Source organism: Hungatella hominis (assembly GCF_014288005.1).
Lineage (GTDB): Bacteria > Bacillota > Clostridia > Lachnospirales > Lachnospiraceae > Hungatella > Hungatella effluvii.
In genome coordinates this window covers 120806-142036 of sequence record NZ_JACOPB010000013.1, presented here as the reverse complement: position 1 = coordinate 142036, position 21231 = coordinate 120806, and the positions used below count along the sequence as shown (strand labels likewise).

Annotated in this window: 15 protein-coding genes; 1 reads left to right on the top strand and 14 read right to left on the bottom strand. The window is 50.6% G+C overall.

Translation table 11 applies throughout. The features are described 5' to 3' along the window. Position 1: 1 nt before the first annotated feature. The 8 genes from H8S75_RS23010 to H8S75_RS22975 form a co-directional block, all read right to left on the bottom strand. Positions 2-832, bottom strand: coding sequence for an MBL fold metallo-hydrolase (locus tag H8S75_RS23010; RefSeq protein ID WP_187023541.1), 831 nt, complete (start codon positions 830-832; stop codon positions 2-4). An 18-nt stretch (positions 833-850) separates the two neighbouring features. After that, positions 851-1699: a carbohydrate ABC transporter permease gene (locus H8S75_RS23005; protein ID WP_187023540.1), complete on the bottom strand. Its 849-nt coding sequence runs from the start codon at positions 1697-1699 to the stop codon at positions 851-853. A gap of 2 nt (positions 1700-1701) precedes the next feature. After that, positions 1702-2580: a carbohydrate ABC transporter permease gene (locus tag H8S75_RS23000; RefSeq protein ID WP_025530677.1), complete on the bottom strand. Its 879-nt coding sequence runs from the start codon at positions 2578-2580 to the stop codon at positions 1702-1704. Positions 2581-2850: 270 nt separating this feature from the next. After that, positions 2851-4170: an ABC transporter substrate-binding protein gene (locus H8S75_RS22995; RefSeq protein WP_187023539.1), complete on the bottom strand. Its 1320-nt coding sequence runs from the start codon at positions 4168-4170 to the stop codon at positions 2851-2853. A gap of 185 nt (positions 4171-4355) precedes the next feature. Then, entirely contained in the window at positions 4356-5831 is a 1476-nt protein-coding gene (locus H8S75_RS22990; RefSeq protein ID WP_187023538.1) for a response regulator transcription factor, read from the bottom strand. A 15-nt stretch (positions 5832-5846) separates the two neighbouring features. Beyond that, on the bottom strand, positions 5847-7634 hold the full coding sequence (locus H8S75_RS22985) for a sensor histidine kinase (RefSeq protein WP_187023537.1): 1788 nt from the start codon (positions 7632-7634) through the stop codon (positions 5847-5849). 12 nt (positions 7635-7646) lie between these two features. Then, complete coding sequence (locus tag H8S75_RS22980) at positions 7647-8639, bottom strand: LacI family DNA-binding transcriptional regulator (protein WP_207729200.1); 993 nt, start codon at positions 8637-8639, stop codon at positions 7647-7649. Next, positions 8572-10893, bottom strand: coding sequence for a glycoside hydrolase family 65 protein (locus H8S75_RS22975; RefSeq protein WP_187023536.1), 2322 nt, complete (start codon positions 10891-10893; stop codon positions 8572-8574). The genes H8S75_RS22980 and H8S75_RS22975 overlap by 68 nt, the downstream gene beginning before the upstream one ends. Positions 10894-11069: 176 nt before the next feature. Here H8S75_RS22975 and H8S75_RS22970 point away from each other — a divergent pair, with 176 nt between their 5' ends. Continuing rightward, positions 11070-12767, top strand: a complete 1698-nt coding sequence (locus H8S75_RS22970; RefSeq protein WP_187023535.1) for a glycoside hydrolase family 13 protein — start codon at positions 11070-11072, stop codon at positions 12765-12767. Positions 12768-13057: 290 nt separating this feature from the next. Here H8S75_RS22970 and H8S75_RS22965 read toward each other — a convergent pair whose 3' ends face one another. Genes H8S75_RS22965 through H8S75_RS22940 form a run of 6 tightly spaced genes read right to left on the bottom strand, consistent with a single transcriptional unit; the run spans position 13058 to position 21137 of the window. Beyond that, the gene (locus tag H8S75_RS22965; RefSeq protein ID WP_187023534.1) at positions 13058-14842 is read right to left on the bottom strand and encodes an ulvan lysase-like protein; all 1785 of its coding nucleotides are present in this window, start codon (positions 14840-14842) and stop codon (positions 13058-13060) included. Positions 14843-14855: 13 nt separating this feature from the next. After that, on the bottom strand, positions 14856-16028 hold the full coding sequence (locus tag H8S75_RS22960; protein WP_187023533.1) for a glycoside hydrolase family 88 protein: 1173 nt from the start codon (positions 16026-16028) through the stop codon (positions 14856-14858). Between the two features lie 27 nt (positions 16029-16055). Then, positions 16056-17519, bottom strand: coding sequence for a sulfatase family protein (locus tag H8S75_RS22955; protein WP_187023532.1), 1464 nt, complete (start codon positions 17517-17519; stop codon positions 16056-16058). 13 nt (positions 17520-17532) lie between these two features. Continuing rightward, positions 17533-19182 (bottom strand): type 2 periplasmic-binding domain-containing protein, encoded by a 1650-nt coding sequence (locus H8S75_RS22950; RefSeq protein ID WP_187023531.1) that lies wholly within the window; start codon positions 19180-19182, stop codon positions 17533-17535. 46 nt (positions 19183-19228) lie between these two features. Further along, complete coding sequence (locus H8S75_RS22945) at positions 19229-20140, bottom strand: carbohydrate ABC transporter permease (protein ID WP_110323592.1); 912 nt, start codon at positions 20138-20140, stop codon at positions 19229-19231. A gap of 34 nt (positions 20141-20174) precedes the next feature. Beyond that, entirely contained in the window at positions 20175-21137 is a 963-nt protein-coding gene (locus H8S75_RS22940; protein ID WP_187023530.1) for an ABC transporter permease, read from the bottom strand. Positions 21138-21231 lie beyond the last annotated feature (94 nt).

The window sequence follows — 21231 nt, the reverse complement described above, 5'->3', positions numbered from 1 at the left end:
ATCAGAATTCCACCGTCATACCATCATATGCCACCACGAATCCGTCCTCGCGGACACAGTCCACGATCTCTTCGTGCATCAGCTTTCCATTGTGAGAGAAATGATTGATCACAAACACCGTGTTCTCTCCGGCGCATCCCTCACGAATCATGCGTGCTTTTGCATTCCGGTTGTCAGGCAGCCCCATGTGATAATTTCCGTCGGGCGCCTCCACATTGGTACAGTCGAAGCTGACAAGGCTGATCATTTTCCCTCTTAAATAATCCCATGTCTCTTCCGGGTAGCTTCCCGAATCATGGCCATAGAAGAGACATTTTCCGTCCTTTTCCAGCAGGTATACGAGGCAGTTTTCATCCTTTGCATGGTTGGCCGCCAGCGGCGTCACCACGTATCCGGAAGGCAGTGTTACCGGTTCGAGGGGCATTACCCGCTTAAAATCCAGCTGTGCGTGAAGCGTAGGGCTGTCGTTCATCTCCATGGCCATCCGGTATGCAGCTTCCACCTTATCATTTCCATAGACCGTGAGAACCGGCGCTCCGGGCTGGTGCGCGTATGGCTCGCCGCGCATCAGCAGCTCCATGGGATAAAAATGATCCTGATGAGAATGGGTAATCAACACCGATTCGACCGCGTCAATTGTCATTCCCTCCCGCAGGACATGGAGATACGTATCGGGCGGAAGATCGATGAGAACCGTATTATCCACAATGGCCTGGGAGCGGGTCCTGATATTCTTTCCTCCCAGCGCCCTCGCCCTCTTACACGCCTCACAGGTACAGAACACGGCCGGCCATCCTTCTGCGGCGGCCGTGCCCAGATATTTAATTTCCATATTAATCTCCTTTCGCACTCAGCCTTTGACCGCGCCTGTGGTCAGGCCCTGAATGATGTATTTCTGAGCAAATACATAGACCACCATCACCGGCAGCATGGACAGCAAAAATGACGCGAAGGCCAGATTATAGTCAAAGGAATACGTCGTCTTAAAATTATACTGGAACAGCTGCAGCGTCCAGCTGTCCTTGGATTTGTTTAACAGGAGCAGCGGAAGCATAAAGTCGTTCCAAACGGAAAGCCCGTTCAGAATCATAATCGTGGCGGTCATGGGTTTTACCAGAGGGAATACGATCTGGATATACGTCTGAACCACTCCGGCCCCGTCGATAAACGCACTCTCCTCCAGCTCCCGGGGCACACTGTCCATATACGCCACAAAGAGGAACACGCCGTCGCGCAGCGCAAACACCAGATTTAATACAATCAGCCCCCAGATATTGGACATATGAAAGGAACTGGCTATCTTCACTAACGGAATCATAACTACCTGGAAGGGCACGAAGAGACCGATGACCAGATAGATGTAAGAGAAACGGTAGAATTTGGACCGTCTCATGTTCCGGGAAAGCGCGTAAGACAGCGAGGGAATGACAAGTGCCATTAGGATCAGGGAACAGACTGTAATAATAACGGTATTTCCTAAATAGCGGAAATAGTTCTGTTTTTCAATAATTTCCCGAAAATTCCCCAGATAAAACTGGCTGGGAAAGGAGAAGAAATTGACCGTCGATTCCTCTCTCGTCTTAAATGCAGTAATAATTGTCACATACAAGGGCGCGGCAATCACCAGACAGCCCAAGATCAAAAACAAATATTTGAAGAAACTGGAGGGCCGCAGCTGCTTTTCCTTATTTACACTCATGGTCAGTCCTCCTTCCTCGTCGTCCTGAACTGGAAATACGACACGACACACACCAGCACAAAGATGACGACAGACTGGGTGATCGCATAGCTGAATTTCTGGTTCATAAAGGCATTTTCATAGATTAAGAACGCAATGGACTGGGTAGAACCCGCGGGTCCGCCGCTGGTCATGACCGTAATATAGTCGAAGACCGTCAGTCCTTCTTTTGTCACCAGAATGATACAGACGCTTAAGACCGGCATCAGAAGCGGAAGCGTGATGCGGAAGAAACGCTGCACTCCATTGGCCCCATCGATGGCGGCCGCTTCGTATAAGTCTCCGGATATATTCTGCATCCCGGCGATCAGCAGCACCATGGGGATCGACACGCTCCTCCAGATATGGACGATCAGGATGCCCCACATGGCGGTAGATGAACTGGACAGAATATTCTTACTCAGGAAATCAATATTTAAACTCTTTCCGATCAGCGGGATCACCCGGTAATAGATTTCATTGAAAACAAGGCCTATGGTAACGAGGCTCAGCGTTGCCGGGAAAAAGAAAGCGGCCCGGAAAAAAGTCTGCTGTTTAATCTTCGAACACAGGATAACCGCCAGAATCAGCGCGATGGTGATGACTCCCACCACAAGAATTGCACTGTATTCTACGGTGAAGACCAGCGCACGTTTGAAGACACGGTCTGAAAACAGCCTTGCATAGTTGTTGACACCGACAAATTTATACTCCTTTGCATATCCGTTCCAGTTCGTAAAACTGTAGTAAATTCCGTAGATTACGGAAAATACGAAAAAGACCGTATATAGAATAATTGCCGGCAGTGTAAATGCCATATAAGCGGCGCGTCCCGCCTTCGGCCGTTTTGGTTTGTTTTTCACGGTCCATCACCCTTTCTGAACGATTCTCTTCTAATTAGAAAGAGGGTGAAACTAGTGCCTCCCGGCGCAAATACACCACTATATAGCACCCGCTCTCCACGACAGGTGCACGCCTGCGAAGCTAGTCGTAGCGCCCACTACGCCGTCGCTTCGCAGACGCACACCTGACGCGGATATCAGGCGCTATATACCGGCGTATTTACGCCGGGAGGCACTAGCGCCGCCGGACTAAAATGCGTCCTGGCAAGAATCTCACCCTCTCGTAAAACCTTAGTTGTTATAGGTATCCATAATTAACTGATTTAAGTTGTCAAGCCACTGGTCTACATCCTTGGTATCGATCAGTTCCTGGCAGATATTGCCGTACTCTCCACCGAATGACGGCGGCCAGCTGTTGGACGGAACGCTCATGGTCTTACCAGTCTGGACATAATCCTTAAACATGGATTCAAACTCGGTCTTATTAAAGTTGACGCCCTTGATTGCCGACGGAGTTCCATCGTAATCGGAGAACTGCTGTGCATTTTCAGGGCTGGTGCAGTACTCTACGAAACGTTTTGCCGCTTCCGGATACTTTGTTGCTGCGGAAATACTGAATGCCGTATCAATATTGACGCCCAGACGGTCAATGCTGCTTCCATTGAAGGATGGGTAGCGGAACATGGCAAACTGAAGATCCGGGTTGCTCTTTACGATCTCCGGGTATGCGAAGGTTCCGGAGAAAAACATGGCTGCCTTGCCGTTTGCAAAATCTGCGATGGCCTGCTCCTGGCCGGTTCCCAGGTTATCTTCCTGGCCATACTGGCGAAGCTTCACAATGGTCTCTCCCATCTGGCGGAGCTCCTTGGAGTCGGCAGCTGTAGTCCCTCCTGCTGCAATGTCTTCAAACAGTCCTACCGGATCTTCCAGCATGGTTACGCTGGCGCGGTCACAGAACTGGCGAACCGTCCATACATCCTTATCCGGGAATGTAAACGGTGTGATATCGGCTGCTTTTAACGTATCGCAGACCTTGTATAAGTCTTCAATGGTTGCCGGAATCGTTGCATCGGCTTTATCAAATAAATCTTTGTTGTAGTAAACGCCCAGCATGTTTAAGGATACCGGGATCGAATACGATTTGCTGTCGATAAGGCTGATATCCAGAATATCATCCGCCACATTATCAAGCATCTTTTCTCCGGTTAAATCCATCATATATCCGGCCTTTACCTGCTCCCGGAAGGAAGCGTCCAGCGGGAAATGGGTAAATACGTCCGGAACCTGGTCGGAAGCCATTCTCGTCATCAGGACGGTCTCCGCATCCGGAACGTTGGTGTACTCGATCTTGATATCCGGGTTCTGAGCCTCGAATTCCTTGATCAGCGCCGTGTAATAATCGGTTCCCTCGTCCTTCATCTGGAAGAACTCAATGGTTGTCACTTCTCCTGTTGATGCGGCCTCCTTCGTCTCGGCTGCCGTCGTCTCCTCCGTCTTCTCCGTGGACGCGGCCGGCGCCGCCGTGGTCTCTGCCGGTTTGTTGGACGAACCGCATCCGGCCATAGACACTACCATTACCGCCGCCATTGCTGCACTCAATACTTTTTTCATAGATATCCTCCTTACAATGTGAAAAATATGGGTATAAGTCACTTGTATCTTATACCCATATTATAACGTTTATTTTTTTCAATTATATTGCAAAACTGACATCAACAGATATCAATTATGTTACTTTTTCGTTATTATGCATTAATTTTACATTTATATCACACGTCTTTTATCGTATTTTTACATTAGCGTGATTCAGGCCTGTTTCTCTGTGTTCCCGGAGTCCGGCCGAAATATTTCTTAAAATTCTGAATGAAATAGGAAGGGCTGGTGTATCCCACCATAAGCGCCACCTCATTGATATTCATATCCCCGCTTTCCAGGAGTTCTTCCGCCTTTTTCATACGCAGACCAAGCAGGTACTTGGAAAATCCCATTCCGGTCCGCGCCTTGAAGAGACGGCTCAGATAGTTGGGATTCATGAAATACTTTGTCGCTGCCAGCTCATTTAAAGAGATCTCACAGTAATAATTTTCTTCCAGGAATGCCTGGATCTCGTCAATAATGTCCCCTTCATTTATGGACCGGTCCGCCTCTTCGATGCAGCACGCCATGCTGCAGATATAGTCCAGAAGCCCGCCCATGTCCTCAAAATCCCAGAGAGGCCGGTAAATCGTTTCCGTATCCATGGTAAAACAAATGCCCAGCAGCGCCTGGTATGCCTGCTCCAGCTGCAGGACCGTCGTCTTTTCCTGCTGTACCAGTTTCTTGAAGCAGAACTCTTTTGCCTCCTTCATCCGCCTGGCATTCAAATGGTTTCGAATTAAATGTAAGTCTTCCTTTGAGAGCAGTTCCTTTCCCCTGTCATGATCGAAAAGATATAATCCCCGATCCGGGTCCTGGAGCCGCAGACAGCAGGCCCTTCTCGCCTGGGAATATGCCTCCCTTATGGAATCCGGTCCCGTGAGAAGCAGGCTGACTCCGACTGCGGCCTGACGGCCATCCTTCTTTCCCTGTTCCGCCAGCGTATTTAAAGCCCGGAGCTTCTTATCAAACACCGCCATGGCGCGTTCCTCCCCGCAGGAGACGATAATTCCCGCTCCAGAATGCAGAATATCCTCGAAAATCAGGTCCCGGCCAAAAGACAGATCCCGCAGCCGTATCGACAGTTCCTCAAATCCCATTCCATCCACCATGATCTGAGCCGCAAAAAAGCACCCGTTTTTCAGTCCTGTCATCTCCTGGGGCAGCACGTCCTCGGGACGCTCCTCCCCCGATAAATACCGGAGCAGGAGAAAACTTCCTGCGCGTTTCTGTACGTCACGGAGCAGATCCTCCTGCCGTTTCTCCTCTGTGCGCGCCTTCTTTATGGTATCCAGGGTGTGAAACAGATCCTCTCTCCTCAGCGGCTTCAGGAGATAATCCCGCACCCCGTTATGAAGGGCGGCTCTGGCATAATCGAACGTGGCGTATCCGCTCACCAGAACCACATCCACCGATGGAAAACGCTGGCGCACCACCTCGGATAAGGCGATTCCGTTTAGTCCCGGCATCCGGATATCCGCCACCAGCACATCCATGTTTTGCTCCTCCAGCACCTTCAAAACCTCATCGCCATTGTCACAGGAGCAGCATATGGTGCTGTCCCTGTCCCATTCCAGTATTAATTTTTCTACAGCCTTTCTGGCCAAAAGAACATCATCCGCAACTGCAAACTTCATGACTTCCCCCGCTTCCTATGACTTTTTCTCACTCTCAGGGATCCTGATGGTGATCTTTGTTCCCCTGCCTTCCTCACTCTCCAGGATCAAACCGTACTCTTCTCCATAATAATTCTTCAGACGGAAATTCACATTCAGCAGACCGATGGAATCCGTCTCCTCTTTTTCCAGACACAGCGATCCCTGCTCCCGGCATTTTCCCGTCAGCTGTTTAAGACGAGCTTCCGACATCCCGGCGCCGTTGTCCTCCACTGTCAGCGTTACGACGCCTTCCTCCGAGGAAGCCCTGACCCCGATCCGTCCATCTCTCTTATCCTGAGAAAATCCGTGTTCAAAACAGTTCTCAACCAGCGGCTGAAGCAAAAATTTGAGAATCTTCTTCCCTCTGACCTCCTCGGGAACATCAAATACGGTCTCGATCCGCCCCGCCATGCACAGCTTCTGAATATTGGCATACCGCTCGATCTGCGTGATCTCATCCATCACCGTTACCAGACTTCCTCCGCTGATGTTATAACGGAACATATCTCCCAGCCCGGTCGCCAGCTCCGATATCTCCGGCACGTCCTCCAGGATGGCGATGGAATTGATGACATTTAACGTATTATACAGAAAATGGGGATTGATCTGGCTCTCCAGCATCATGATCTGCGCCTTTTTCTGTAGATTCTTCGATTCATACTCCCTTAAAATGCTCTCCTTCAGCCTGACAGTCATGTTATTAAACCCAAGAATCAGCCGGCCTAAATCGTCCTGGCGGTTCAGCTCCTGTGTGATGGGAACCAGTTTCCCGTTTTCCACCTGATGCATGCCTTCCTCCAGTACACGGATCGGCCGTGTCAATTTCACACTCAGCAGGATGCTGACGCCTATAAATACCGCGGTCATAATAACAACAATGATCACATAGGAGGCCATTCCCTGCATCATATGAAGCTTCAGCACCCGCCCCGCAGCCATGCTGACGATGGTTAAATCCAGCGCTTCATTATAAGTCGCCACCATACGCCAGTCTTCTCCGGAAAAATTCAAATTCATCACCTGATTTTTATTGGCGGCAAAGCTCTCCTTCCTCTCAAGAAGCGCCTGCCTCACATGGGAAGCCATGGCAGCCGTCACCCGCTGTCCCTGATAGATTACGTAATCTCCCTGCACCGCCAGGGTATCCATGCTTCCATCCTCGGTAAAGACCATAAAACTCTGCCCGAACTGCTTTAAATCCAGGTTGATAAAGGCGTCCCCCACCTGTTCAAACGTATAGGTATCCACCAGGGAGAACCCGTAGGTAATCGTCCTGACACTCTGCTGGTTGATCACGGTCTCGTAGACCGGTGACAGCATATTTTTAATCTTTTCCTCCTTCATGGTCTCGGCAAAGCCTTCGATCCGGCTCATGTAATTCTCATTATATCCGGCGCCGCTGTAGGCGTTATTCTTGTTGGACAGATAAGTGATGCTGGAGACGTAGGGATTGATTTTCGCCGACATCACATTTTTTCTCAGCTCCCGCAGAGTGGTGATGTATTCCGGCCGATCCATGTTAAAATCATTTTTCACATACTGGATAATATCCGGATAGACCAGATACATGGCTGAAGTGGTCTTCAAATGGTTCACAATGGTCTCCAGCCGGTCATCGATCATCTCATTTGCCTGCGTCATGTTCACGATGCTTCTGTCAATCTCCTCCTCCATGCTTCTTCTCAGCACAAGACTGACCAGGATTGTTAATGGAACCAGAATTACGACGAGACAGGCCGCCAGAATCTTTCTTTGAAGCGGAATATGTTTATACCAGTTCATCCCCCCACCTCTCTATACGGATTCCCGGAGGCATACCTCGCAGGGCACGATCACGGTCGGCTCATACGCTTCATTCCCCAGAATATCTGTCAGCATCCTGGCCGCCAGAAATCCCTTGTATTTCTGGTTCTGGCGGATGGTTGACAGCTTTGGTCTGGCGTATTCGCTGCTTAGGAGTCCATCAAATCCAAATACGGAAATCTGTTTCGGAATCTTTATGTGCTGCCCCCGCAGCGCGTTGATGACTCCCAGGGCCATCAAATCGCTGGCGCAGAAGAATCCGTCGATCCTCGGCTCCTTCTCCATAAGCCGGATCGCCTGTTCATGAGCCATGTCGTAGCGGAAATCGCCCTTCACAATCCATTCCGGCCCGACCGTAAGCCCCGCCTGGCGAAGCGCCTGCTTATATCCCTCTTCCCGCTCCTTTTCCACGATGGAATGGCCGCTTCCGGTTATCATGGCAATGCGTTTCCGGCCGCGTTTCACCATGTGTTCCACGGCAAGTCTTGAATAATAGGCATTGTTGACGATGACACATCCCTTTCTCTCCCCTGTATACGGAATATCGATGAAGACACAGGGGAAATCCCCTTCAGCCAGCTTCTTAACCGCCGGTTCATCGTAATCCGCATTCATCAGGATCATTCCTCCCGCTCCCCGCTGCCTGCAGTACGTCTCGAAGCATTCCGGGCTGTTCTCCATCATATATACCACGGTCTCGTAACCGTTCTGATTGGCAAATGAATTCACTCCCTGCATAATACCAAAGAAAAAGGAGGAGTTCTCCGTCTGCTCGCTGACCCCTGTCACGACAACAGCCAGCTGCATCGGCGTCTTAGCAGATAACGTCTGTGCCGTCAGATTTTTCACATATCCCATGGCCGCGGCCGTCTGGCTCACGCGCCGTTTCGTCTCCTCGCTGACGTCCTGTCTGCCGTTAAGCGCCCGGCTCGTCTGTGACACCGACAGGCCGCAGGCCTTTGCTACATCCACCAGTTTTACCATACCGCACCTCCTCATGATCCACTGTGATCTCAAACCTTTCGCCTTTCCAGACGAATGAAAATGAAACACTTCGCCAGGATTCCGGCAGATGGGGTTCCATCGCAAGACGCCCATCCTTTACCGATAATCCGGCGAACCCCAGAACGATACACTGCCAGATTCCGCCCATTGCCGCCGCATGAATTCCCTCTGCGGAGGACAGCCCGCCGTTTAAATCCACTCCGGCGGCCTTCCGGAACAGCCGGAAGCTCTCCTCTGCCATTCCGAGGCGGGCCGCCGTCACGCTGTGCACATTAAAGCTTAAGGACGAATCGTGTACACAACGCGCTTCATAATATTGATAATTTTTAAGAATAATATCCTCCGGAAACAGGTCCGGCATCGAGGACAGCAGCATTACCACATCCGCCTGCTTTAAGACCTGATATCCGCAGAGCTGTTCTACATTAAAGCTTTCCAGAATCTTCTTCCCACCCTTTTTAAACGGCGTCAGGTCCAGTTCCGGCAGATCTAAAAATGCCTCATCCTGCGGAATGATTCCCCTGCCATCCGGCTTTGGAAGCGCCAGCTTCTCCGCCCGGTCCTTCATCCATACTTCTCTGGAGACAGCGCCCGTCTTCTCCTCCAGTGCTTCCAGAAGATCCGTCTTACCTGCCTGCCGGAGCCTTTCCAGGATGCGGAGCGCCTCATTGATATTCCATGAAGCCATATAATTCGTATAGGCATTGTTGGATACGTGTTCACTGTATTCATCGGGTCCGATCACGCCGTGTATATCGTACTGTTTCTTCTCTTCGTTCCACTCCGCGCGGGAAGCCCAGTACAGCGCCGTCTCCAGTATCATCTCATAGCCGCACGCTTCCATAAATTCGGTATCGTCCGTGGCTTCAAAATACCGCTGGATTGCATATGCAATATCCGCATTGACATGAATCTCCTGGGTACCGGTATAGATGGGAATCGGCTTTCCCGTCACCACGTCGGGCGCCCCCTCTGACGGTGTAACCTCTCCGTCTGTAATCCAGGCGCTCTCCCATGGGAACAGCGCCCCCTCACATCCGTACTGCGCCGCCTTTTCCTTCGCCTTCGGCAGCGTGAGATAGCGGTAGCGCAGCAGCCGTCTGGCCACCTCCGGCTCCGTGTACAACCAGGAGGTGAAAAGGAACATCTCCGTATCCCAGAACGTATGACACTTATATGCCTCCCCGGACAGCCCCTTCGCACCGATATTCATCCGCTCGTCATGCACTGGCGTCATGATTCGCAGGTGGTAAAGGGCAAATCTGGCCGCACAGGAATCAAACACCTCGTCGCTGTCAATCCGGATATCATGTAAGTCCCAGTACCGTTGCCATTCCTCGCCGCTCTCTTTAAGCGAATGATCGAATCCTGCTTTGGCGGCTTCGGCCGCCAGTGCATTGGCATCATCCACTATGGAAATGCTCTTGTGTTTCCCACACGCTGTCTCTTTAAAAGGTGTATCTGCAAAAGGGCTTTCGCCGTCCCAATACTCTGCATCTCTGGAGGTATAAAAAGCGGCCGCATTTTCAAGCACGATCTCCTCCCCTTTTTCCGCGGAAATATGGTAGAGCGTTCCAATCCTGCGCCGGTCCATGTCAATGGAAGCGCGGTATGATCCTGCAGTCAGCCTCGGAGCGCAGGCAGCGGCAAAGCGCACCCCTGAATCCCACGCCTGAAACGACAGTTCCTCCCGCTCTCCCGGAACGCAGCGCCTCGTACCTTCCGTAAAATGCTGGGCCCCGCTGTTACTCACCTGTCCGTTGATTCCGGTCCTGATCTCCAGCTTTGCCGGTTCCTCCAAAATCAGAGACAGTCTCTGCATCAGCAGGTGGCGGTTCTTTAGCGACACAAACCGCTCCATCTTTACCTTCACCTTTTTTCCCTGTTCCGTTCTGCATGTAAAGTGCCTCTCAGCCAGCCCGTTATCCAGATGAAGCACGGCACAGTAATCCTCATGATTTCTTCCGCTCAGCTGGAGCAGCTCCCCGTCAATGGTAATCTCCTTTCCCATCACATCCGGAAGATTCGGAAGCTCAGAGACCTCGCCAAAACAGGAATCATACGTCCCTGCAATAAACGTATCGCGTTTCTGCCCGGGAACCGGCTCATCCACCGCGCAGCGTACCCCCAGATACCCGTTTCCCTGGCAGAACAGCGATTCCATCTGGGGCTGCCACGCCCGATCCCACCGGGACACCGACACGCTCCATTCCCCCAATTCTATTTTTTCCATAAAATACCTCACTTTTCCAAAACGTTTGTGGTACAAATATGATTCTATTATTGCAATATTACACTTAAAAGTCAAATATTTTATATAGAATATTTACTTCTTTTTCAAATATGAATGAAAACGTTTGTGGGATTGGTTTTCTCATGCTACAATAGCGTTAAAAGGAGGGGATTTCAATGAAAGAGACTTGGTGGAAAGAGGCGGTTGTCTATCAGATTTATCCGAGAAGCTTTATGGATTCCAATGGAGACGGAATCGGAGACCTGGGAGGAATTATCCGGAAACTGGATTATTTGAAAGAGCTGGGCGTAAACGTAATCTGGCTTTCTCCCATCTACCGTTCTCCCAATGATGATAACGGATATGACATCAGTGACTACTGCGAAATCATGGAAGAGTTTGGCACCATGGAGGAATTTGACCGGCTGCTTAAGGCGATGCACGAGAGAGGATTAAAGCTGATGATGGATCTGGTCGTCAACCATACCTCTGACGAGCATCCCTGGTTCCAGGCTGCATTAAAGGACAAAAACAGCCCCTACCGGGATTATTACTTCTTCCGGGATGGGAAACCGGGCGGTCTGCCGCCTAACAACTGGTGCAGTCATTTCGGATTTTCTGCATGGGAAAAGGAACCGGAAGGTGAACAGTATTTCCTGCATCTGTACACAAAGAAACAGCCTGATCTGAACTGGGATAATCCGTCTGTGCGGGAAGAGGTGTACCGCATCATGCAGTTCTGGACGGATAAAGGAATTGACGGCTTCCGCATGGATGTAATCAACTACATCTCCAAGGTCGCGGAGCTTCCTGATATGCCTGAGGATGGACCCTGTCTGGCCACACCTTACTTTGCCAACGGCCCGCACGTCCACGAATACCTTCAGGAAATGAACCGGGGCATCCTGAGCCAGCGGGATTTCATCACCGTCGGCGAGATGGTCTCGGTCACCACGGACCAGGCACGCCTCTATACTCACGAAGACCGCCATGAGTTAAACATGGTCTTCACCTTCGAGCACATGTATCTCGATGCGGTCGGTGAAGACAAGTGGCAGATCCGCCAATGGAAGCTGTCTGAACTAAAGGCTGTATTCGGGAAATGGCAGACCAGCCTGGCGGACGGCTGCTGGAACAGTCTGTACTTAAATAATCATGATCAGGCACGAATGGTAAGCCGCTTTGGGGACGACGGAAAATACCGCGTGGAAAGCGCCAAGATGCTGGCTACCTTCCTTCATACGCTCCAGGGAACTCCTTATATCTACCAGGGCGAGGAGCTGGGTATGACCAACATCCGGTTCGGCTCCATCGACCAGTACAAGGACATTGACACACTCAACCATTATACCGAGGCTGTCACGGTATTTCACGAGGATCCGGAACGCGTTATGGAAGCGATCTACGCCAAAGGGCGCGACAATGCCCGGACGCCAATGCAGTGGGATGCCTCCCCGAATGCCGGATTCACCGACGCGGTCCCATGGATTCCCGTCAATCCAAACTACACAGAGATAAACGCCGAAGCGGCCATCCGTGACAATGAAAGTATCTATCATTACTATCAGGATCTAATCCGTATCCGCAGAAATCATAAAGTTGTTGTCTATGGAGACTACAATCCGGTATGTGAAGAACATCCGTCCATTTATGCCTATACACGGCGCTATCAGGGGCAGATGCTCCTGGTGGTTCTTAACTTTTTCTCAGATCCGGCTGTCATTGACCTTCCAAAAGCGTGCCTTCCGGAAAACGGGGTCCGGCTGATTGGGAATTATGAAGACGCTCCGGCCTGCGAGGTACATATAAAGCTTCGGGCGTTTGAGGCTGTGGTATTCCTGGGAGGGGATAGGGTTGAGCAGATAATGATATAAGAATATTTCAAAGAATTATAATTTTTTATTTAAAAGGGTACTTGAAAAATACAAGTACCCAGTGTATAATATAAGCAGAAGTAATCAAGGGCTAACAAGAAACCGATGATTGCCGATCAAGCAAACAGTAATTTTAAGTTACCGGGCTATCCTCTCTGCCAAGAGGATAGCTCATTTTCTATTCTGGTGATTATCCAGATATGTAAGTACCGTAAATATCACTATTATTAACGATAATATTTCCTTTTATAAAGCAATCCCCATTTACAACCATATGGAGTAAAACAAAATCATAATCCATCCTCTTCCCCACTCTTAACTCTTATTCCTACCTCAGCCCAGCCTGCCTGCGGATCAATCTGCACCCGCAGTGCCTGCAGTCCGGGTATAAGATTAAAGATACGCTCTGTACTGTACGGTAAAATCATCTCCCGGTTTGACTCCATCAGCACCTGCCCGTTCTTCTTACTTATCATTACCCGTTTCCCATTCTCTTCCACTGACACCGCTTCATCGGCGCCGGTCACCAATGGACAGATCAGCGTTCCGTCATCAAACTCCGCCCGAATGCGCAGTTCTTCCCCTGAAACCTGGTAAGTAAAACAATAGCTCTGTTCTCTGCCATACAATGTTCTGCGTTTTTCATCTCTCAGCTTTCCGCTGGCAGTAACCAGTCCGCCTTCTACCGATACCCGGACATCGTCATCATAGAGACTGCTGTAGACAATACCGTCCTTTTCGGCTTCAATTCTCACTGCCAGACACTCCTGTCTGACCCGGCAGGGAACCTGCATATTGTTTGGTTCCTTTAAAGTATACCTGCTCATCCCGGCACACAGCAGAGTTCCCAGTCTCTCATGGTGAAGAAGAGACAGTGTTCCGCCCCCGACATGGCCTCCGGGTAAATACTCCCAGTCACAGGCTGTCACCGTGGCTGTCATGGATCCCTTTGTTGCAGTCCAGCTTTCCGTCTCCGGGTAATACCGGATTCCCTCAATCCGCTGTCTTGGCAGGCGCCGCTCTGCCCGGTCGTCCGCTCCCTTCCGCACTAAATTTCTGTCCAGAATTCCAGCCAATACCTTTGCATGGGTAAACGTATGATGAACACAGGTTGCCTGACCGGCCAGCCTATAATGCGGACCTCCTGCCAGCAATCCATCCACGGTACATTCCTTCAGCAGATTTAGATTTCTTACAGCTGCCAATACAAAATCCGGGTTATCATCTGCCAGAAGCAGGTATCCCAGCGCACAGCCATCTGAAGTGCGGCTCCCCCAGTAGCTCCATTTATAATTTCTTGTCCCAAAACTGTTGTCCCAGGCACCATTTTCAAGCAAAAACGGCAGATGCGCAGCCAGTCCCCTTTCCGCAGCCTCCAGAGCTATCCGGTCTCCGCTCAGATAGCCGTACAGAGCCAGAGACGGCAGCGTCTCCTCAACATTGTACCCGATATCGATGGGGCGGCAGCCTCTTGGACTCCTCTTTTCACGAGGCACCCCCTCTCCATACAGCAGATCATGTTCGGTAAATGGAAGCCCGGACGGCTCAGCTAGTTCTTCCGCTTTTCGTTTATAGCGTTCCTCGTGCAGCACCAGCCAGCACTCATATAAGGCCAACGCATTGGATATGGGATAATTGATATTATTATCCTTCAATTCATCAAACCGGTACAGGAATTCTGCCGCCAGCTTCAGGCGCTGTCTCCAGGCGGCTCTCGTTTCGTCTGACAGCAGCGCTTCATGAAACAACAGGCAGTCCGCCAGCTGGATCACATTAAAAACCGTCGTGCCCTTCCAACCGGAGTCAATGTCATTTAAAAAGGAGCCATCCTCCTGTGACACCGTATTTTCCGCCCAAATAAAAAGCCTCTCAGCGGCTTTCACCCATTTTTCATCTCTCTCAAGCGCAGCCATACATAAAAAGGGATACATCGCCTCAAAGCAGCGCCCGTGAATCTTTCCGCACGCGGGGCAGAGAAGGCCGCCGTCGAGCCTTGGATTATTCGTATTCCTGATCTGAAGGCGAAGCATGGCTTCGCACCATTCCTTCAGGAGATCTCTGCATACTTCTGCCATATTATTTCCCCCATTACCAGTATGGATTCCAGTCATACTTTAATCTCACCAGGCCTTCCAGATAATAATAATCCCCCCAGAGATTGCACTCGTCGATCCCATGGTCAATACAGTCGTTGTAAGGCGTCTTTCTCCCATATACTCCGTGCAGAAGAAGTCCATCCGACTCTGAATCAGATTTCGCCGCGCAGGTGTCATAAAGCGCTTTCATCAACCGGCTGGCAATTCCGGTATAGTACGAGGCCTTCTCCTCCGGCAGATATTTCGCCATCTCCAGCATACCGCAGGCCGCGACCGCCGCCGCAGAGGAATCCCGGGGTTCCATACTGCCATCCTGGAAGATAAAATCCCAGTACGGAACGAGACTGTGGGGAAGATGATCCAGGAAATACCCGGTTACCTCCTCAAACAGCCTGACATACTCCGGATTTCCCGTATAGCGATAGCTCAATGCGATGCCGTACACGCCCCAGGCCTGCCCTCTGGCCCATGCGGAGTCGGCGGAATACCCCTGATGTGTGACTCCCTTCAGCGGTTCCCCTGTCTCCGGGTCAAAATAATAGGTATGGTAAGCGGAACTGTCAGGACGGATCAGCACGCTCAGCGCCGTATGTACATGGGCCTCCGCTTTTTCCCTGTAAATTCTGTCTCCGGTTACCTCGCCGGCCCAATACAGCAGCGGCAGATTCAAAAGGCAGTCGATAATCAACCGGTAATTTCCAGGCTCATCTGTCTTTCCCCATGCCTGCAGGAACTGCCCCTTCTCATGAAAACGCTCCAGAAGCCTGCGGGCCGCCTTAATTGCGGTTTCCTTCGCCTCCTCGCTGCCGGTCAGCTTCCAGGCCGCCACACAGGATGGCGTATACAGAAATCCGAGATCATGGGTGTCCGTCTCAATCTGATGATCGATGCGGTACCGAAAGGATTGGGTCTGCGCAAGCGCCGTCCGTTTCATCTCGGGATCGCCGGAACACTCATATGCCAGCCACAGCTGTCCCGTCCAGAAGCCGTTGGTCCACTGGTTATTTGGTGCTTCCGTGTAAAAGTGATTGGTACTGAAAATATGTTTGAACCCGGTTCCGAATCTGGACATGGAAAAACGGGTCTGGGACACGGCTGTTTCGAGGGCCTCCTCCAGTTCCGCCGGAGCCAGCTTCGGATAGTTCTGTAACTCTTCTTTTTTCATTCTCTTCTCCTGTTCTTCCTGTTTTTATTATAACACAGGAAAAGCCTCATATTTACGCCGGAATCCGGCCGCATCAAAGGGAGCCATTGTGAGTAAATCCCCTGTTTCCCGGCTGTGCGCGGCTAAGCGGTTCGCCATCTCTTCCGCTATCTCATCGTGTTTTCCGTCAAACATCAGATTGGAAGTTTCCTGCACATCCGCCTCCAGATCGTACAGTTCATAGAAGGTTTCATCCTTAAATAAATCCACGATCAGCTTCCATCTCCCCCATATCATACAGCGCTGAAAATTAGACCGGGAGCCATTTCCGTCATACTGGATATAAGCAGAATTTCTGTCCTCCGCCCTGCTCTCTCCACGAAGCAGCGGCATCAGCGATGTGCCGTCCATTTCATTTCCGCTATCCACCTGGAGGTAATCACACAGTGTGGGCAGTACGTCGATGTGACTCACTACCTGGTCATACAATTTCTCAGAAGGTCTGAACTTCTTCGGGAACTTCATAAACAGCGGCACGCGGGCCGATTCCTCGTACATACACATCTTCTGAAACAGGCCGTGGGAGCCCAGCATCTCTCCGTGGTCACTGGTAAAGAGAATCAGGCTGTCATCATAGATTCCCTGCCGCTTCAGCTCCTCCAGAACCCGGCCCACGCAGTGATCCAGCATTCTCACCAGCCCCAAATAGACTCTCCATGCCTCCTTCCAGTGCTCCCGCCCGTAGCGGGTCCCCACGATTCCCGTCAGATTATACATCTGAAGCGGGGACTGCCTGGGATAGTACACGCCGATATTATCCGGAAGCGCAAAGTCCTCCGCGCCCACCGCCCTGTACCATGGATCCGGTATCTGAAGCGGTGGATGAGGCGCTAAAAACATGGCGTTTAACAGAAGAGGCCTCGTGGTATCCCGCCGCCGCAGGCCTTCCAGCGCCATTTCCGTAAAATAAGAATCAAAATAATACTGCTCTCCCGGTTCATACCTCCCGGTCTCCGCGTTGGAATAGCTGCTCACCCTCGTAGCCTTTCCGTCCACCATTTCCGGTACCTTTGTACGGAATTTCCCACCTCCCGGCATGGCAACGCCGTGTTCCTTCAAAAATTCTTTATAACTCTTCTCCGTGGAAAACCAGCGCGTACCGGAATCCACACGGTCTTCCAATTTTCCTCCGGTTGTAAACAAATGCTGCTTCCCACTGTGGATACTGTCCCAATCCCGCTCCATCATTGTGTATAAGCTGCTAAATTCCGGCCTGACATCTCCATAAACGGCGTCGGCCGGCTCCCACGGGTTGATCAGAGAACCGTTTCTGTTGGGATACGTTCCGGTAAAAAACGAACCTCTGGCAGGCACGCAGAGAGGGCAGGCACAGTAGGCCCGGCCAAACGCGGTCCCATCCGCTGCGATTGAGTCAATATTGGGGGTAAATCCCTTTCCCAGCACATCATACCGCAGCTGGTCCGCCATAATTATAATAATGTGTGGCTTCAACTTCCTGCTCTCCTTATTCTGCGCTGTAGCGGGCATAAGCGTCCTTATAAATCTGGATATAGCGTTCCACATTCATATCCTGAAGCTTCTTCTGGAACGAATCCCACTCGTCCTCCACGCCGCCTTCCACGATCCAGCCTGCATACTTCTGGGCTACGTAAGAGTCAATATCTGTCTGCAGCACGCCGATTTCTTCAATCTCGTCCCCAGTGAAGAACACATTGGGATACATCTCGTCGGCCGGTACATTGTACGGAGCATAGAAAGCATCCAGTTCCTTACGCTCTGTTAAGTTAGCGTTTAAGTCCAGCTTGTCAATGATCGGCTGCATCACTGCAAAGGTTCCGTCATTTCCCGGGCTGTAATCATGAATTGCCGTATCGAGAGTGACGCCTTCCGGCAGCTGCATCTGGTGGTAACGGCCTTCTCCGGTCTTCTCCAGAACGTAACCCAGCAAGCCCTGGCAGATCTCCAGGGAACTTTCCGGATCGTAGGACTGATCGATCCAGCGCATCAGAACTTCCGGATGCTCCGCTTTGCTGGTAATTGCGAAGGAACCCTTGGAGATGATCTTTGCATCCACGGTTCTCCAGATCCGCTCGCCGTTGGTATTGATAAGCGGCGCCATGGCTGCGTAGTCATCCTTGTTGGCCGCCGCTGTGGCATTGCCGCTCCAGCCTAAAAACATGCCGACAATCTTGTTGGGATCCTGAATTTTGGCCACATAGACGTTAAAGTCATGTGTGAATGCTTCCTTGTCCACCAGCCCCTTTTCGTACAGGGAATGGAACCAGGAAATGGCCTCTTTATACGGTTCTGTCATCGGCGTATATACAACATCTCCATCGTTGATCACGAAATGATAGATATCATCCAGCTGTCCGAAGGTTCCGAATAAAGACTGGATTCCCTGCTGCCTGTTGTAAGGGTCGCTGGAGCTCATACGGAACGAAAATGGGATTTCATCGTTTGTATTGCCGTTTCCATTGGGATCTCCGTCCTTGAAGGCCTGAAGAACGGTTTCCAGCTCTTCCCTGGTCTCCGGCACTTGAAGGCCAAGATTATCGAGCCAGGTCTTGTTGATGAACAGCTTGTCATGGGTGGTCGGATTTAACTCATTGATGGTCGGCAGCGAGTAGATATTGCCATCCGGCGCCGTAATCTGCTTCCTGTACTGTGGGTTCGCGTCAAGAATCGCCTTTAAGTTGGGCGCATACTCGTCTATCAGATCATTTAACGGGATCAGCATTCCCTGGGACGCATACTTGATGATATCCACATCTTTTAAGATATCCTGTCCGTAAAATGCATCCGGCAGCGTATTACTTGCAAACAGCAGGCTCTTTTTCTCATTCCATCCGTCATCAGAGGACATATTCCAGTTGACGATTACATTCGTATCCGTCTCCAGCTTCTGAAAGAATTCCAGCTCCTTAAAATTTTTATTTTTCTGTGTGCTGGCCGCGATCTCATACGTAATCGGCTGGTTGACGATGGGCAGACCTTCCTTATTTACTTCAAACGCAGCCTGTGTCTCTCCGGCTTCCGCGGCTTTGGTGGCCGCCGGCGCTGCCGTCTCGTTGACAGCCTTGGGCACACAGGCCGTCAGGGCCGATGCCATAACCGTAACTGTAAGCAGTGTACTCATAAATCTCTTTTTCATTGTTTCCCTCCTAAGATAATGTAGTTTATGTAATTTTCCTTCCAGGTCAGCCCTTGACGGAGCCAACCATAACACCCTTTGCAAAATGCTTCTGCAGGAACGGATAGATCACCAGAACCGGCAGAGTCGATACAATAATGACGCCGTACTTGATCAGCTCGGCAGCCTTCTGCTGTTCAATGATGCTGTCCACATCACCCAGGCCGGAAGCCTGATTCTGAAGCAGAATATTTCTCAGTGTCAGCTGCAGCGGATACAGCCCCTCATCCCTTAAATAGATCAGGCCGTTCATGAATTCATTCCAGTGCGCGACACCGTAATAGAGGACGAGCACCACCACAATCGTCTTCGACAGCGGAAGCACAATGCTGAAAAAGTACCGGATATGACTGCAGCCATCGATGGAAGCCGCCTCGTACAGTTCCTCCGGTATGCTGTTGCTGATATAATTGATGGCGATAATCAGGTTAAACACGTTGATAGCCGGAAGCAGAACCATAACCCACGGCGTATTGTACAGATGAAGGTCGTTCATCCATAAGTAAGTAGGAATCAGTCCCCCCTGAAAGTACATGGTAAACATAACGAACAGCGTGAGCGGCTTCCTGGCAAAAAAGTTCTTTCTGCTTAACGGATACGCCAGCATCATGGTAAGAATCACGTTGATGGTGGTTCCCACCACGGTGTAAAAAATGGTATTGCTGTAGGATCGCCAGATCTTCGTATTTTCAAATATTTTTTCATAGCCGGTCGTGTTAAACCCGACGGGCCAAAATGCCACCTGGCCATTGTTGATCGCCACCGGATCGGAAACCGACGCGATTACGATAAAATATAGTGGATACAGCACACAGACTGCCACCAGGCCGAGTACGAGATAATTAAAGATATCAAACAGGCGGTCGGCCGGCGCCTGCGTCCCAAAGCTTCTGTGCAGCTTCGTTTTTTTCTGTGCCATTTTGTCCTCCTTGTTACGAGCACTTGGCGGCTCGTTACCACAAACTGTTGTCAGTCGTCTTCTTCGCAACGTGATTGACAGTGACCAGAAGTATGATATTGACCAGATTGTTAAACAGGTTGATGGCCGCTGAATAGCTGTACTGTGCATCTATCATACCAACTTTATAGATATAGGTCGATATAATTTCACTGGCTGCCAGATTCTGGGCATTCTGCATTAAATATGCCTTCTGGAATCCCAGATTCATCACCTTTCCCACCTCCAGAATCAGCATCATCACAACCGTAGGCAGGATACCCGGAATATCGATGTGCCAGATCCTCTGCCACTTATTGGCTCCATCCACCTGTGCCGCTTCATATAAGTCGGGGCTGATTCCCGCCAGCGCCGCGATATAGATGATTGCGCTCCACCCCGCGTTCTGCCAGATACCCGAAAGTACAAATGTCAGCTTAAAATACTTCGCATCTCCCAGAAAGAAGATGGGCTCACCTCCGAACAGCTGAATCACCTGGTTGATCAGACCATTTCTCGGTGATAAGAATATGTACAGCATACCGGTCAGGACGACGATCGATATAAAGTGCGGACAGTACACGATCGACTGCACAAATTTCCGGAACCTCTGGTGCTTCACCTGATTCAGCATAATTGCCAGAAGAACCGGAATCGGGAACCCCAGCAGTATCTGTAGAAAGCTGAGTCCCAGCGTGTTCTTAATTAATGGCCAAAACTGGGAAGATGAAAAAAAGCGATCAAAATGTTTGAAGCCGCACCACTGGCTCCCCCAGATTCCGTCCACCGCCCGAAAATCCTTAAAGGCGATCTGCACTCCATACATGGGTACATAATGGAACAGAATAAAATACAAAATAGGAACTGCACATAATAACAGAAGCTGCCAGTCGCGCCTCAGCGCCCTTTTCACTCTGTAAATCCCCGGCTTTCCGGGTGCAGGCCCGACCGCGTGTTTCGTGTCAGTACTCCCCTTCATTCCCTGAAACCTCCTCCATATTTATTTGTCTGACACCAGTATAGCGGCAGTTCCCGCCTCGTTTCAATTCACATTTTTTGCAGACCTTCCAGCC